This is a genomic window from Methanobrevibacter boviskoreani JH1, from assembly GCF_000320505.1.
Classification (GTDB): Archaea; Methanobacteriota; Methanobacteria; order Methanobacteriales; family Methanobacteriaceae; genus Methanarmilla; species Methanarmilla boviskoreani.
On sequence record NZ_BAGX02000020.1, the window covers coordinates 1 to 13,624 of the forward strand.

General features: G+C 28.6%; 14 protein-coding genes and 2 tRNA genes. 12 read left to right on the plus strand and 4 right to left on the minus strand.

Annotated features, from left to right (window positions below; all coding sequences use genetic code 11):
• Nucleotides 1-184 precede the first annotated feature (184 nt).
• Nucleotides 185-257, minus strand: a tRNA-Thr gene (locus ON24_RS04020).
• 31 nt (nucleotides 258-288) lie between these two features.
• Nucleotides 289-371 (minus strand) — tRNA-Leu (locus ON24_RS04025).
• Between the two features lie 269 nt (nucleotides 372-640).
• On the opposite strand from ON24_RS04025, the gene ON24_RS04030 reads away from it, so the two are divergent.
• The 3 genes from ON24_RS04030 to ON24_RS04040 are packed head-to-tail and all read left to right on the plus strand — an operon-like array spanning nucleotide 641 to nucleotide 2,952.
• Nucleotides 641-817: a 4Fe-4S binding protein gene (locus ON24_RS04030; protein ID WP_016359018.1), complete on the plus strand. Its 177-nt coding sequence runs from the start codon at nucleotides 641-643 to the stop codon at nucleotides 815-817.
• Between the two features lie 11 nt (nucleotides 818-828).
• Nucleotides 829-1,614: a hypothetical protein gene (locus ON24_RS04035; RefSeq protein ID WP_040682041.1), complete on the plus strand. Its 786-nt coding sequence runs from the start codon at nucleotides 829-831 to the stop codon at nucleotides 1,612-1,614.
• A gap of 51 nt (nucleotides 1,615-1,665) precedes the next feature.
• Nucleotides 1,666-2,952, plus strand: a complete 1,287-nt coding sequence (locus ON24_RS04040) for an oligosaccharide repeat unit polymerase family protein (RefSeq protein ID WP_040682042.1) — start codon at nucleotides 1,666-1,668, stop codon at nucleotides 2,950-2,952.
• Between the two features lie 157 nt (nucleotides 2,953-3,109).
• On the opposite strand, the gene ON24_RS04045 is transcribed toward ON24_RS04040, so the two are convergent.
• Entirely contained in the window at nucleotides 3,110-4,195 is a 1,086-nt protein-coding gene (locus tag ON24_RS04045; RefSeq protein WP_040682043.1) for a metallophosphoesterase, read from the minus strand.
• Nucleotides 4,196-4,452: 257 nt separating this feature from the next.
• Between ON24_RS04045 and ON24_RS04050 the strand changes: the two genes are divergently transcribed.
• The 4 genes from ON24_RS04050 to ON24_RS09210 all read left to right on the plus strand — a co-directional run bounded on the left by ON24_RS04050 (nucleotide 4,453) and on the right by ON24_RS09210 (nucleotide 8,281).
• On the plus strand, nucleotides 4,453-5,646 hold the full coding sequence (locus ON24_RS04050) for a pyridoxal phosphate-dependent aminotransferase (protein WP_016359022.1): 1,194 nt from the start codon (nucleotides 4,453-4,455) through the stop codon (nucleotides 5,644-5,646).
• A 365-nt stretch (nucleotides 5,647-6,011) separates the two neighbouring features.
• A complete protein-coding gene (locus ON24_RS04055) occupies nucleotides 6,012-6,545 on the plus strand; it encodes a YIP1 family protein (protein WP_040682044.1) in 534 nt (177 codons plus the stop codon).
• Nucleotides 6,542-7,288 carry a hypothetical protein gene (locus ON24_RS04060; protein ID WP_040682045.1) on the plus strand — a complete coding sequence of 249 codons (747 nt, stop codon included), beginning with the start codon at nucleotides 6,542-6,544 and terminating at the stop codon, nucleotides 7,286-7,288. Before ON24_RS04055 ends, ON24_RS04060 begins: the two co-directional genes overlap by 4 nt.
• A 258-nt stretch (nucleotides 7,289-7,546) precedes the next feature.
• Complete coding sequence (locus ON24_RS09210; RefSeq protein WP_040682046.1) at nucleotides 7,547-8,281, plus strand: hypothetical protein; 735 nt, start codon at nucleotides 7,547-7,549, stop codon at nucleotides 8,279-8,281.
• A gap of 219 nt (nucleotides 8,282-8,500) precedes the next feature.
• Here the strand turns inward: ON24_RS09210 and ON24_RS04070 are convergent, their stop codons facing one another.
• Complete coding sequence (locus ON24_RS04070; RefSeq protein ID WP_040682047.1) at nucleotides 8,501-10,276, minus strand: ribosome biogenesis/translation initiation ATPase RLI; 1,776 nt, start codon at nucleotides 10,274-10,276, stop codon at nucleotides 8,501-8,503.
• A gap of 276 nt (nucleotides 10,277-10,552) precedes the next feature.
• Between ON24_RS04070 and pth2 the strand changes: the two genes are divergently transcribed.
• The 5 genes from pth2 (at nucleotide 10,553) to ON24_RS04095 (ending at nucleotide 13,384) form a co-directional block, all read left to right on the plus strand.
• On the plus strand, nucleotides 10,553-10,891 hold the full coding sequence (gene pth2 / locus ON24_RS04075) for an aminoacyl-tRNA hydrolase (protein WP_040682048.1): 339 nt from the start codon (nucleotides 10,553-10,555) through the stop codon (nucleotides 10,889-10,891).
• Nucleotides 10,892-10,917: 26 nt separating this feature from the next.
• Nucleotides 10,918-11,589 carry an amino acid kinase family protein gene (locus ON24_RS04080; protein ID WP_016359028.1) on the plus strand — a complete coding sequence of 224 codons (672 nt, stop codon included), beginning with the start codon at nucleotides 10,918-10,920 and terminating at the stop codon, nucleotides 11,587-11,589.
• A 2-nt stretch (nucleotides 11,590-11,591) separates the two neighbouring features.
• Nucleotides 11,592-11,753 carry a zinc finger domain-containing protein gene (locus tag ON24_RS04085; RefSeq protein WP_016359029.1) on the plus strand — a complete coding sequence of 54 codons (162 nt, stop codon included), beginning with the start codon at nucleotides 11,592-11,594 and terminating at the stop codon, nucleotides 11,751-11,753.
• Between the two features lie 60 nt (nucleotides 11,754-11,813).
• Complete coding sequence (locus ON24_RS04090) at nucleotides 11,814-12,080, plus strand: elongation factor 1-beta (protein WP_016359030.1); 267 nt, start codon at nucleotides 11,814-11,816, stop codon at nucleotides 12,078-12,080.
• A gap of 515 nt (nucleotides 12,081-12,595) precedes the next feature.
• Nucleotides 12,596-13,384, plus strand: coding sequence for a sulfide-dependent adenosine diphosphate thiazole synthase (locus ON24_RS04095; RefSeq protein ID WP_016359031.1), 789 nt, complete (start codon nucleotides 12,596-12,598; stop codon nucleotides 13,382-13,384).
• Nucleotides 13,385-13,624 lie beyond the last annotated feature (240 nt).

The window sequence follows — 13,624 nt, forward strand, 5'->3', positions numbered from 1 at the left end:
ATTTTATTAATAATATTATTATTGTATAAAAATTTAACCTAACTAAAAACAAACCAAAATTTCTAAAAATAAAAAATTAAAATAAACTAAGACAGATGTTAATAAAATTAAAATCTAACAATACTTTTAAAAATAGACAATATGAACTAAATTTTATAAAAAACAAGAAAAATAGTATAGACAAAGCTTTAGGGGGGATTCGGACCCCCGACTTCCACCTTACCAAGGTGGCGCTCTACCAGCTGAGCCACTAAAGCATGAAAAAAAATAATAATATAAAATAGATAGTGCAGGGGAAGGGATTCGAACCCTCGAAGGCCTACACCAGAGGATCTTAAGTCCTCCCCCTTTGGCCACTCGGGCACCCCTGCATACAACATAATTATTTTTGTTTTCATAGTATATAAAGGTTACGGAAAAACTATGAAAAATTTTGAAAAAATTAAAAATTTTAAAAAATAATTCTTATAATAAAATATATTGTCAAAAACACTATATAAATTTAAAGATAATTTAATAAATATATTTTACAAATATTATATAATATATTATAATGTAATATTATTTAAAACTATAAGGAATAATAAAAACTCATTTTAAAAAGATTGATATGAGATTATGAATTAGTGGTAGTGTTAATTTGAAAATAGATTCTGAAGAGTGCGGAGTTTGCTTAGATTGTATTGATGTTTGCCCAAACGAGGCAATTGAAAAAATAGCATACACAATTAAAATCCATGAAGACTTATGTGATGATTGTGAAGAGTGTATGCTTGTATGCCCTACCGGTGCAATCTATAATGAAAAAGACGAATAAAGGTTATAAATATGAAAAAACCGGATTTTCTAAATAAGATAACTTGGATTGATATAATAATAATCATAGTTATTATATTAGTCGCATGTGTTGCAGTTCTACATATTTCACCAGGAACTAATCAGGAGGATTCCTCTTCATTTGATTCATCAACACTTGATAAGGTTTATCAAAAATATATTGATTTTTACAATGAAGGAGAAATTGTAAGTACTGACATACAAGGTACGAATGCTAGCACTGGAGAGAATGTAAGTATTTCAGGTAACGTTTTATGGTGTTATGATGATAATACTAAAAATCTGTTAGTGTTAGTTAATGATAGTGGAAATACACTACTTGCAGGAACATATAAAGACAATCCTAATGCAGAGATTTACATTGATCAAATGACCTTAAAAGTTGACGGACAAAAATATGGAAACGTTACAGAGCTTACTATAGACCCGATAGAGATTAATAGCTTCTCATCCCTATATAAAGGTCTTGAAAAATACAATAATTACGAGGTTTCCACAATTATATCTTTAAATAGCCTTGATGGTATTTCCCTTGAAAACATTAATAACGATTTATTTAAGATCACAAAAAGGCCATCTATAAAAATGGATGGAAATAAATTCCAAATCAAAGTTTCAAGGTCAAAATATGAGGATTTAAAAATAGCTAATCATGATTATAAATCTTTCAGTGGTAAAACAGAACCAATCAAAATAAGAATCTATAACTGTACCGATGACGAATTAAATATTATTAAGAACAATTACAATGTTACCAACATTAAACACATTAATTAAACAATATACAGAAGTAGTAATAAAGGATTATTTAAAGAATGAGGATTTGAAATGAGTTATATCTATTCTATCATATGTAAAATATGTAGAACAATTGAAAGGGAATTTAAAGAATCATTATTCTTTACAATTATCCATACCATTTTTTTATTTTTCGACAGACAATGGACCAATTCATATTTATTTAAATTCTATCCATCAAATCATAGGATTAATCTTAAAAGCAGAATCTTAAATGAGGATTTATTTAATCCAATGATTATAATCCTTTTGTTTAGTCTATTTTTAATATTTGGACTTAAAGCGGCATCTAATTCCCTAGTTATAACCATCATCATTGGTTTGATTGCATTTACAATAGGCGCACTTTATCTTCCGAAATTCTTTTTAAACAATCAAAACAACAATAAGAGGATTATTGATTTTAATCCCAAGGACATTTATTCTGTAGGGTTCACACTATTTTTAATTGGATTAATATTCTTTTTTATAAATATAGGATATGTTAAAGGAATTCCTTTATTTACCCCCTCATTAAGATATAAATTAATAGCTGCACTTACAATGCCTGTATTTTTAATGATACCTGGAATAGGAATTATGGAATCCTATTATGTTTGTTTAATGAAGAAAGGAAAATTAACAAGAAGCCAAGTAAGATTTAGATTCCTTTCATTAAGTTTAACTGGGATTGTTCTCTTATTGTTTTTAGCCTATAGAACTCCAATACTTGCAATATTACTTTTAATGATCATTATAGGTTATTATGGAGATAGTGTTTCTATTGGAGAGGTAATTGTCCTTGCGTTAATAGGTTTGGCAGGCATTATAGGAATCGGATATTTAAGATCAGTAAATGAGATGTTAATTACAACAAGTACAAATCCATTTTACACATTACAAAGTAGAGCGGATTTTACAATCCATGTTCTTGATTTATTAAATGCATTATCAGGAAATCTTGGATTAATGCATGGAGGATTTATACTTAAAAGTATTCCAGGTAGTGATTATGGTCCTAGAATGATGGTGGGAAAATTAATTTCATGGAGAAGCGGAGTTACAATTACACCGACAATAATCGGACCTATGTTAATAGACTTTGGAAGGATAGGTGTTGCAGTTGGCATGTGTTTAATTGGTTTTATTCTTGGAATAGGATATAAGCTATTAAAAATCACTGGAAATTATTTCTACATAGGCCTTTACAGTTTACTTTTAACTTACACAATCTTAGGAATTGAAACTGGAATATTGGATATTCAAGTATTGATATATTTCTTTGTAGGGGTTTTAGTTTATCTTGCAAATATCGTATATACTAGAAAAAATAGCTAATGATTATTAAATATTATAAAAAACAATGAAAAACCCCATTTTCTTTTTAAATCTTTAAAATAAATAAAATCATAATTTATCTTACAGATATCATGTATAATAGAAAAATAGCCAAAATTATTGAAATAGAAAAATATTGATTACTTCAAAAAAAAAATTAATTAGAATTTCTCAATTTTAATACAACTATTTCCGAGTCGGTTCCCCATCTTCCGGGATAATCCATTACACCGACACCAGTACTAACTGATAGATAATGATTACCTTGAGGAGTTTCTTTTGTAAATAAACCTTTATTATATTTAAAAATCAATTCAGCAGAGAGGATTATTGGATAGAATTGACCCCCATGGGTATGACCAGATAGTTGAATATCGAAACCTAGATTAGAAAATTCCTCAAAATAATAAGGGGTATGATAAACAATTAAATTAAGCTTATTAAGATTAATCATATTATCTAATTCCTCAAAAGTTAAATTAGGAATATCACCAAAACTAAATGAATTGCCTACAATATTTAAATCACCAATTTCAATATTTTCATTATCTAAGACAATTAAGCCTGCCTTATTAGCTGCCCTGTATACATTCTCAATTCCAGGATAATAATCATGATTACCTGGTGTAAATATTATTGGAATATTAACATCCTTTAATGGTAAAAAGTCATCTTCCTCAATTAAACAGGATCCATCTGCCAAATCACCAGAGATTATAACTAAATCACAGGTATTGGATAATTCTTTTAATTTGTCTGCAAGCTTATTTAAATATCCCTTATTATTTAAAAATCCAAAATGAATATCTGAAATATGTATAATATTTAAATCATGGGTTATCTTATTAACATCTAACTCATATTCTTTAACCTTAAGTTGATGGGCATGATAGTAAGCATATATTCCAATCATTGGCACCAATAAAATTAGGATACATTTAATTGTATAGGGAACCCTAATAAAAACACCTAAGAAATAAATGATTATAATATCCATCAGTAGGAACAATGAACAGAAAGCCCAAAAACCATAGAGTTTAGCCAATATCCTTACGGATTTTCTTGATTTTTTCTCCTCCAATAAAGTAGGCACACAAGCAAGCAAACCTAATATAACTGTAATAGACAAGGTATAAAAGTCATTTAATCCACCAAATAATAAAAATGTATATTTCAAAAGGAAAAAGTAAAATAACATGTAAAATGGTGTAAAAAACAACACTCTTCTAGTTCTAAAACTCAAAAAACATCACCATTTTCAAAAAGATATTAAAACTATCTTTGAGGTTCATATAATATAAATACAACTAAAAAAACAATAATTCCCAGATTTTTAACTTTAATTTTAATACTTTAAAAAACATAAGTTAATAGAAAAACCAATTTATAAATAATTTTATTAATAACTAAAAATAAATATTAAAAAGTTGAATTATATACTTTATAATTATTATTAAACTTATTCATAATTATTATTTAAAAAGCTAATTTTGTGGTAAAATGAGGAATAAAACAAAGATCAAAAAGGAACATAAGATTAATATTCCTGAGAAAAAATATAACAAGAGACCTAAAATCCCACCAAAAGGATTTAAATCATCAAATGATTTTTTTAACTACACCTTTGAAAATAAGGATCTTATTTGGATGGGCCAAAACACAAACCATTTACATGATGAGGACGACATTTCCGATGCAATGATAGAGTGTCTCAAGGAGAAAGAATATTGTAAATATCCTGCTCCAGATGGTTTTCCAGAATTAAAAGAACTTATCTTAAAGGATTTAGACCTTGAAGATATGTCTGTATATGTTACAGCAGGAGCAACCGAATCCTTACATTTATGTATGCACAGTATTTTAGAACCTAAAGACAATGTAATTACATGTGATCCTGGTTATTTAATCATTGGTTCATTTGCTGAAAGATTTGCAAAAGAAGTGAAATATGTTCCAATTTATAACAAAGAGTGTAACTATAAATTAACACCGGAACTTATTAGGGAAAACATCGATGAAAACACAAAAATCATTGTATTGATAGATCCGCTTAATCCACTTGGAACCGCATATACTGAAGAGGAAATTAAAGAAATTGCTCAAATTGCAATAGAAAATGATATCTATTTAATTCACGATGTAACCTATAAAGACTTTGCAAGAAAACACACACTTGTAGCTAAATATGCACCAAACAACACCTTAACAATATTTAGTTTCTCAAAAATATTTGGAATGGCAGGAGTTAGACTTGGGGCAGTAGTTGCACCGGAGCCACTTATTGCAACCATTAAAAATGTGGTTGTTAATGACTTAGGAGTAAACATTATTGCACAGAAAGGTGGAATAGCTGCACTTAAATCCAAACCAAAATGGATTAAGAAAATAAGAGAAACAACCTTCCATAATCAGGAATTAATTAAAGATATGGTTGATACTGTTGATGGTGTTTACCTACCTGTCTATCCTGTAGATGCGAATATGATGGTGATAGACTTAACCGGCGCAGGTATTAAAGCCAAGGACATGTCCAGTTATCTTCTAAAAAAGGACATATTCACAAGGGAGGGAAACTATACAAGTAAATTATATGGAGACGATTATTTACGTATAAGTTTCTCAATACCTACCGAAGAGATAGAAGTATTTTGCCAAGAGTTCCCAAAAGCGGTCGAAGCTTTAAGAACCAAATAAATACTTAAAACATACCAACAATAGGTGAAAACTTTTTATTCCTTTTTTTATACTTTTTTCAATTTTTAACATTTAATACCCTTTTTTTTACAACAATCAAATATCAAAGACCAGATTTTAAAAAACAGCTATTTCTAAATCAATCAGATAATATATCTACAATATTTTATTTTCAAAATATGGAACAAGCTCCAAAACAGTTATAACTAACTAATAACAATTGAAAATTCTATTTTTCAACTTTACAGATATATTTATCTAGAAAATTAAAAACAATCTCCCAATATTTGTTTGTTAATTTACTAATTAAGTTTAGCTAGAAAAAAATAGATAAACATAAATATAAAAGTGTTTAAAATAAGCATATGAAATCCAGAATTGAAAATTTTTTTATAAATTCTGCTAAAGTATTAATAGATCCAGATACTTTATTTAAAGAGAAAGAGGATGGACAAAAAGATTATGAGGGAATTGTCTCTTTAATCTTTTATGTGGCTATCTTGGGACTATTAATAGGAATGGAAACACAAAGTGCAGTGATAACAATATTGCTTATCCTGGTTTCCATAATAGGTTTGATGGTTTTTAAATTAATTCATTGTGGATTAACATATCTATTTGCAATGATTTTTAAAGGAAAAGGGAAATTCAGCACATTATACAATTTAATGTGTTATGGATATGTGACAGACATAATCCTAATTATTGGAATAGGACTCTTTGCTGCTACAGGTAAATTTTTAATATTAATACCTATTTTATTACTTGTATTTTTAATGAAAACAATCATTACAGTCTCTGCAGTAAACAATGTTTATAAATTTGGTTATGGTAAATCATTCCTAAGCGCATATGGTATTCTTATTCTAATTGGAATTGTAGTGGGGTTATTATTATGAACAACTATAAAATATTAGGTATAATCATAGTAATTGGGATAATTCTATCTATCTGTGCAGTTACGATTAGCGCAAACATTTCAAGTAATGATAATGATGACAATGAAAAATATAATATTGCCACATTAAATGCCAAAGATTTAAACCACAGTACAAACACCACACATATAGTGAATTTAAATATCAATCAAATCAGTGGTGGAACAAACATTAAATTTGCAAATACAGACAGTTATTACAACGTTTCAAGTAGCATGCAGAACAATACGAAAGTAAGTTATGACAACAACAATGATTCCGTTAATGTGAATGTTAGTTCAAACAACACCGATAACAGCATTGTGTTAAGTGACAAATACACTTATATCATTAACAGTAATATTACTGCAGGTGGAATTAATATTAATGCAACAGACGGAAACATTCTAAGATTTAATAATCACATAGTGGCTGGTGGAGCGAATATTGATTTGAATAATGGAAGTGTTTATCTAATAAACAATAATATAAACACTGGTGGAATGAATGTTATGGGAACACCTTCAGGTATCACAGATATCGATTCGAACATTAATGTAGGCGGATTAAATATCCAGACAGACAGTCTCGAGGTAAAATCCAATAATATTGAATTAGGCGGAACTAGTTTGAGAAACATAAGCTCCAATGACACACATAATAAAATTAGATTAAATAGTGATATTCAGGTAGGCGGAGCAAATTTAATATCCACCGATCATTAAACTATTCCCTTAAAATTAAACTTTCTTATTATAATTTTTAATTATGCTTCTACTTTTTTTTAACAGATTCAAACATGATAGTTATTTATACAATTTAAAACACTCTTTACCATTTATGAAACTAAATTTTAGGTTGAAAATAGTATAGATAATATTTTAAATAAAAAATAAATTATATGAAAGATATAGTAGTACTAATTGTGATAAGTAAATATTTAGATAATAAATTTTTTTAAAAGAATTTAAAGATCTGAGATTATGTTTGGAAACTTGAATATTGAAGATAAATCAGAAGTGGAAAATCCCGAAGGGTTTAAAAGTGAAATAAGCGACGAACTATTTGAAAAGTTTGATGAATATAGAAAAGAGTTAAATTTCAATGGAATCAGTTATGGCCTTATTCACTATAGACTTAAAGACAAATTTCCTGAAAATGCAAAGGATATAATTCTACTTAGAACACCAATGGACCCTGAATTTCTAAGATTAAATCCAGAATACTATGAATCTGAAGGTTTACTTGATAAATTTGACGAAATTATTACAAGGGTTTACAAATTATCCGATTTTTTAAGGAAAAACGGTTTCTTTAGTGAAGTGGTGGATCCATTAGAACTTGAGGAAGAGATCAAAAAATGTGCAGAGGATTCAAAAACCGGAAGGATTGGAAGAAATAAAGCGGTAATTTTCAAGGAAGGACCTGCACCTAAAATCTTTGCAATAGCTACCTCAATTACCAATTTTCCTAAAGTAAGAGCTGATGATTTTAAATGGATTGTGGAATACTGTCTAACCTGTGGTAAATGTAATATGCATTGTCCTGAGAAAGCATTTGACCATAAAGGCAATCTTATTGAGGAAAAGTGTACCGGATACCATGACGGCTGCGAAATATGTATTGAAAAATGTCCCTTCTTTAGTAAGGATTATTCAACCATTAAAAGAAAGTATGACTTAAAAATAGATAAGATGACTAGAAAATCCATTTTCTAAATAACATCCATTTTCAATCAATAAATAAACTATAATATAAAAATAGAAAATCTATTTTTATTAATTATTTTACTTAAAAATTTATAACATTTATTTAAAAAATACATAATTTTTAAAATCAGATAAATTATAAGACCCTTCTAAAAAAATAATTATTATTAAATTAAAAATTGAATTTTAATAAGTTTCAATAAATAAAAAAAAGAAGATTAAAGGCAATTAATCTTTTAAGTAATAATATTCCCCAGCTTCTTTTTGTTCACGGTCAAGATAACTGTCCAACTTATTAACACGTGGACGTTTAGTTTCCTTATCACGTCTAAATGTAATATTTAAATCGGATAGGAAGGTATTCATTGAAGTTCTTAAATCCGCAGGGGATGTTGCATGACCTTCAATACCCGGTTTTCCTTTAAATACCATAGCCCTATCAGATATATAATCAATAAATACAATATCGTGATCTATTATTAAACTTGCAGCATTTCTACTTTCCACTATTTTCCTTATAACTTTACCTGCAACCAGTCTTTGCTCCACATCCAAAAATGCAGTAGGCTCATCGAAAAGGTATAACTCTGCATCCTGTGCTAAAGTAGTTGCAATAGCTAAACGTTGGAGTTCCCCACCACTTAAGTTTTTAACATCCTTATCAAGTAAATCTTTTAATTGTAAAGGTTCACCAATTTCGCTTTCAAAGATATTTGAGCCAAAGTTAGGGGCATTCATATATAGATAATCCTGAACCCTACCTTCAAAGTCGGTTACAATATACTGTGGTTTATATGCAATTTCCACCTCGGTATCCACTTGACCCTCGGTAGGCTTAATTTCACCTGCAAGCATCTTTGCAAAGGTTGTTTTACCAATACCATTAGAACCAAATGCAGTTACAATCTCATCATTAAATATTTCACCTGCCTCTGCCTCTACTTTAAAACCACCATAATCCTTTTTAATAGTTTCATATCCTGTCAATACATCACCGTCGTCCTCAGGAGTAGGCGGACGAATTGTAAATTCGATAGGTGTTTTTCTCATTCTGACATTTTCTTCTTTCAAGTAACCATTAATATAGGCATTTATTCCGACCCTTACACCTTTCATACCAGATACAACACCATATCCTCCAGGTTTACCATATAAGATGTGGATATTATCAGATAATGCATCAAGTGTTGCTAAATCGTGTTCAATTACAAGAACGGATTTGCCCTCCTCTGCAAGTGAACGGATAACCTTAACAGCATTTAATCTTTGTCTTACATCCAACCATGATGTAGGTTCATCGAAATAATAGAAATCCCCTTCACGGAGTATTGACGCTGCAATAGCTACTCTTTGAAGTTCACCACCACTTAATTTAGACATTTCCCTATCAATAACAGATTCTAAATTAAGATTTTCAATTGCATAATCTAGTTTACCTCTCTCATCAACATTAGTAAGCAAATCGCGAACATTTCCCTTCACAACTTTAGGAAGTACATCTACGGCCTGAGGTTTATGGATAACCTTTATATCACCTGCAGCCAACTTCTTAAAATAGGATTGAAGTGCAGAACCACTATAATAATCAATGACCTTATCCCAACTTGCTTCACTTTCCCAGTCACCAAGGTTAGGAATAAGTTCACCAGATAGAATTCTCATTATTGTGGATTTTCCAATACCATTCTGTCCAAGTAAACCAACCACACTACCTTCCTTCAAGGTTGGAAGATGGAATAATTCGAACATGTTCTGACCATATCTGTGAATAGGATCATCTAATTTCTCAGGTAAATTGATTACTGAAATAGCATCAAATGGACATCTATTGGTACAAATTCCACATCCTTCACATAATTCCTCTGAAATAAGTGGTTTTTTAGTATCCTCATCAATAATTATAGTATCCTCTTCCATTCTTACTCCAGGACAATAATCAATACAAACATAATTACATTTTTTAGGTTGACATTTCTCCTTATCTAATATAGAAATACGGCTCATACTATCTCCTTAATATAAAAATAATTCTAAATAAAATAATAATCATTTAATCAAATAATTATAATTAGATTAATAAAAAAGATTTTAATAAATTAAAATTTTTTAAAATAATTTAAGAAACAACTTAAATATAATATATTATTTATATCAATCATCATATAAAAAATTTATAAAAGATAAATTAAAAGCACATTAAAAATTCATAAGATTAATTAAATAATAATTAAGATATATTATAATAACTATTTTTCAAATATAAGAATTGGACGAATATAAATGAAACAAGCAATTGTAGTTAGAAATGATTTAAAAATGGGAAAAGGAAAGATTGCCGCACAATGTTGCCATGCAGCAATTGGATCCTATAAAAAAACAGACAAAGAAAAGATTAGAAAATGGGAAAATTCCGGTAGTGCCAAGGTAGTTTTAAAGGTTCAATCCCTTGAGGAATTATATGAACTTAAGGAAATAGCTAAAATAAACAATATCCCAAATTGTTTAATTACCGATGCTGGAAGAACACAGATACCCTCCTCAACAATTACCTGTTTAGGCATCGGTCCTGATGAGGATGAGATAATTGATAAAATAACTGGAGATTTAAAACTACTTTAGATTTACTAATAAAATCAAAAAACAAGATGGGTGATATTATTATTGAATGGGTAGTGAAGATTGGGGGTAGCCTTTTTCCAACTGATGCCATAAAGGTTGCAGAAAAAATAAAGGGTACTAAATCACTTATTGTTACAGGTGGGGGAGAATTTGCCAATTTAATTCGAAGATATGATAAAAATAAAGGATTTTCTGCCGATGTAACCGATGAAACAGCTATAGAATGTATGACAATAATATCAAAATTATTAAACGATAAAATAGAACATACAGAAATTGCATACACTCTTGAGGAAGCTAACAAAATATCAGATTTAGGAAAAATCCCCATATTAATATGTAGTGAAATATTAAAAGAAAATGAACCATTCAAACACTCATGGGAAGTAACCTCCGACTCAATTTCAGCATACATATCACACCTTCTAAATGCAAAGCTTTTAATAGTTACAAATGTAAATGGTATATATACCCGAAAACCAAATACGAAAGGTTCAAAATTTATTAATGAAATTGATGCAAAAAAACTACTAACTTTTGATGAAACATCAGTTGACTTAATGCTGCCTTCGTTGCTTATAAAATTCGGGACTGATTGTTTTATTGTAAATGGGAAATATCCTAATAGAGTATACTCTATAATTCAAGATAAAGACCATAATTACAATTTTAAATATACATTAATTAAAGGTGTTTAAAGATGGAAAAAGTAATATGTCAATCTTGTAAACAAGAAATTCCACTTACTGAACCATATGTACAATTCAAATGTCCAGTATGTGGTAAAGTAATCGCAAGATGCGAAAAATGTCGTACCTTTGGTCACACTTACACATGTGATTGTGGTTTCCAAGGACCATAAGATTAAAATATTAAAAAATCAATACTAAAATTAAAATTTATTATTAAAGAGGAGATTATAATGGGAGAAGTTTTAGCAACTTTAAAAGTAATGCCTGAAAGTCCGGAAGTAGATTTAGAAGAATTAAAAACCAACATCACTAATGTTATTCCTAAAGAAGCAAAATTACATGCTATTGAAGAAGAACCAATTGCTTTTGGATTAGTAGCATTAAATGTAAAATTTATTGTTGATGATAGTGAAGGTGGAACTGAACCTACCGAAGAAGCTATCAGAAACCTTGACAATATTAACAGTGCTGAAATTACAGATGTTGGATTAATTTAAATTCCTTAACTGGAATTTAATTACTCTTTTTTAAATTTTATTTTTATTTTTAAAAGCTTTCTACTGTTTTTCAATGACATGATTTATTAAAAATACTGTTTTTTAAAAAATACCTTGTTTTAAAAAAAAAACTTATAGCTTATTGAACTAATTTAAGACTTGTTTTTCAGGATTTTATCAATCAATAACAAAAGTATTTTGAATTTTGATAAATGATAATTTAAAGTTTATTTTTAAAATAATCAGTTTCAAACTAATTTAAAGTTAATTATAATGAATTAAATTCGTTTTTTAAAAATCAATTTCTAAAAACATTTCAAAAAACCATTAAACAAAATAGAATTAATTGTTAAAATTAAATTAATTTAAAAAATTAAGGTTATTTTAGAGCGTAGATTTAAATTATTAAATAAATTCTAAGATAAAAAGGGAATAATAGAAAAAAGCTTTAACTATTAAAATTAAATAACTATTGTGAAACAATTGATTCACAAAAATTTAAAGGTTTTAAAAAAATGGTAAAACTAGATGATATAACAGTTACAAAAGGAATTGTTAAAGAATATATGGAAGATCTATTAGACTATACAGATATGGACGTAGCTATTGGTGGAGGAGGTCCATCAGGAATTGTAGCAGGATATTATCTTGCAAAAGCAGGATATAAAGTAGCATTATTCGAACGTAAGCTCAGCATTGGTGGCGGAATGTGGGGTGGCGGAATGATGTTCAACAAAGTCGTCGTTCAAGAAGAAGGAAAAAGAATCCTTGATGAATTTGGAATCAGATCCAAAGAATATGAGGAAGGATATTATATAGTAGATTCCATTGAATCAACCTCAACCCTAACATCAAAAGCTACACAAGCAGGTCTTAAAATATTTAACTTAATGTCTATTGAAGATGTTTTAATTAGAGAAAACGGAATCAATGGAGTAGTATTAAACTGGAGTTCTGTTGAAATGGCAGGATTACATATTGACCCATTGACCATGAGATCAAAAGCTTTAATTGATGCTACAGGACATCCAACCGAAGTAACTAAAATCGTTACCGAAAAATTAGGTAGGAAAATTAAAACCCAGACTGGAACCGTCATGGGAGAAGGTTCTATGTGGGCTGACCGTGCTGAGGGTAATATTTTAAAGAATGTTACTGAAATTTACCCTGGATTATATGTTACAGGAATGGCTGCAAATGCTGTACATGGTTCTCCACGTATGGGTCCAATATTTGGTGGAATGTTACTTTCAGGAGAATATGTAGCTAAAAAAGTTGCGGAGGATCTTGAAAATAGAGAATAGATAATAATATAGTTAAAGATAATCTCTTTAACTATTCTAAAATATCTATTAAAAAAAGAAAAAATATACCAATTTTTAAAATATACTATTTTAAGCCATTAAAAATAAAAAATAGTCAATAATAAAACTTATAAAATAAACTACTTTTAAAACAATTAATTAAAAATAAAAAAAGTATCATAAGATTTAATAAAATTAAGAATGTAAAAAAGAACTTTAAAAGCATACTTTTTTTATTAA

Bases quoted from the DNA above. Each gene is read 5' to 3' on its own strand.
- ON24_RS04035 (WP_040682041.1), top strand. From the start codon at position 829: ATGAAAAAACCGGATTTTCTAAATAAGATAACTTGGATTGATATAATA.
- ON24_RS04040 (WP_040682042.1), top strand. From the start codon at position 1,666: ATGAGTTATATCTATTCTATCATATGTAAAATATGTAGAACAATTGAA.
- ON24_RS04050 (WP_016359022.1), top strand. From the start codon at position 4,453: ATGAGGAATAAAACAAAGATCAAAAAGGAACATAAGATTAATATTCCT.
- ON24_RS04055 (WP_040682044.1), top strand. From the start codon at position 6,012: ATGAAATCCAGAATTGAAAATTTTTTTATAAATTCTGCTAAAGTATTA.
- ON24_RS04060 (WP_040682045.1), top strand. From the start codon at position 6,542: ATGAACAACTATAAAATATTAGGTATAATCATAGTAATTGGGATAATT.
- ON24_RS09210 (WP_040682046.1), top strand. From the start codon at position 7,547: ATGTTTGGAAACTTGAATATTGAAGATAAATCAGAAGTGGAAAATCCC.
- ON24_RS04070 (WP_040682047.1), bottom strand. From the start codon at position 10,276: ATGAGCCGTATTTCTATATTAGATAAGGAGAAATGTCAACCTAAAAAA.
- pth2 (WP_040682048.1), top strand. From the start codon at position 10,553: ATGAAACAAGCAATTGTAGTTAGAAATGATTTAAAAATGGGAAAAGGA.
- ON24_RS04080 (WP_016359028.1), top strand. From the start codon at position 10,918: ATGGGTGATATTATTATTGAATGGGTAGTGAAGATTGGGGGTAGCCTT.
- ON24_RS04085 (WP_016359029.1), top strand. From the start codon at position 11,592: ATGGAAAAAGTAATATGTCAATCTTGTAAACAAGAAATTCCACTTACT.
- ON24_RS04090 (WP_016359030.1), top strand. From the start codon at position 11,814: ATGGGAGAAGTTTTAGCAACTTTAAAAGTAATGCCTGAAAGTCCGGAA.
- ON24_RS04095 (WP_016359031.1), top strand. From the start codon at position 12,596: ATGGTAAAACTAGATGATATAACAGTTACAAAAGGAATTGTTAAAGAA.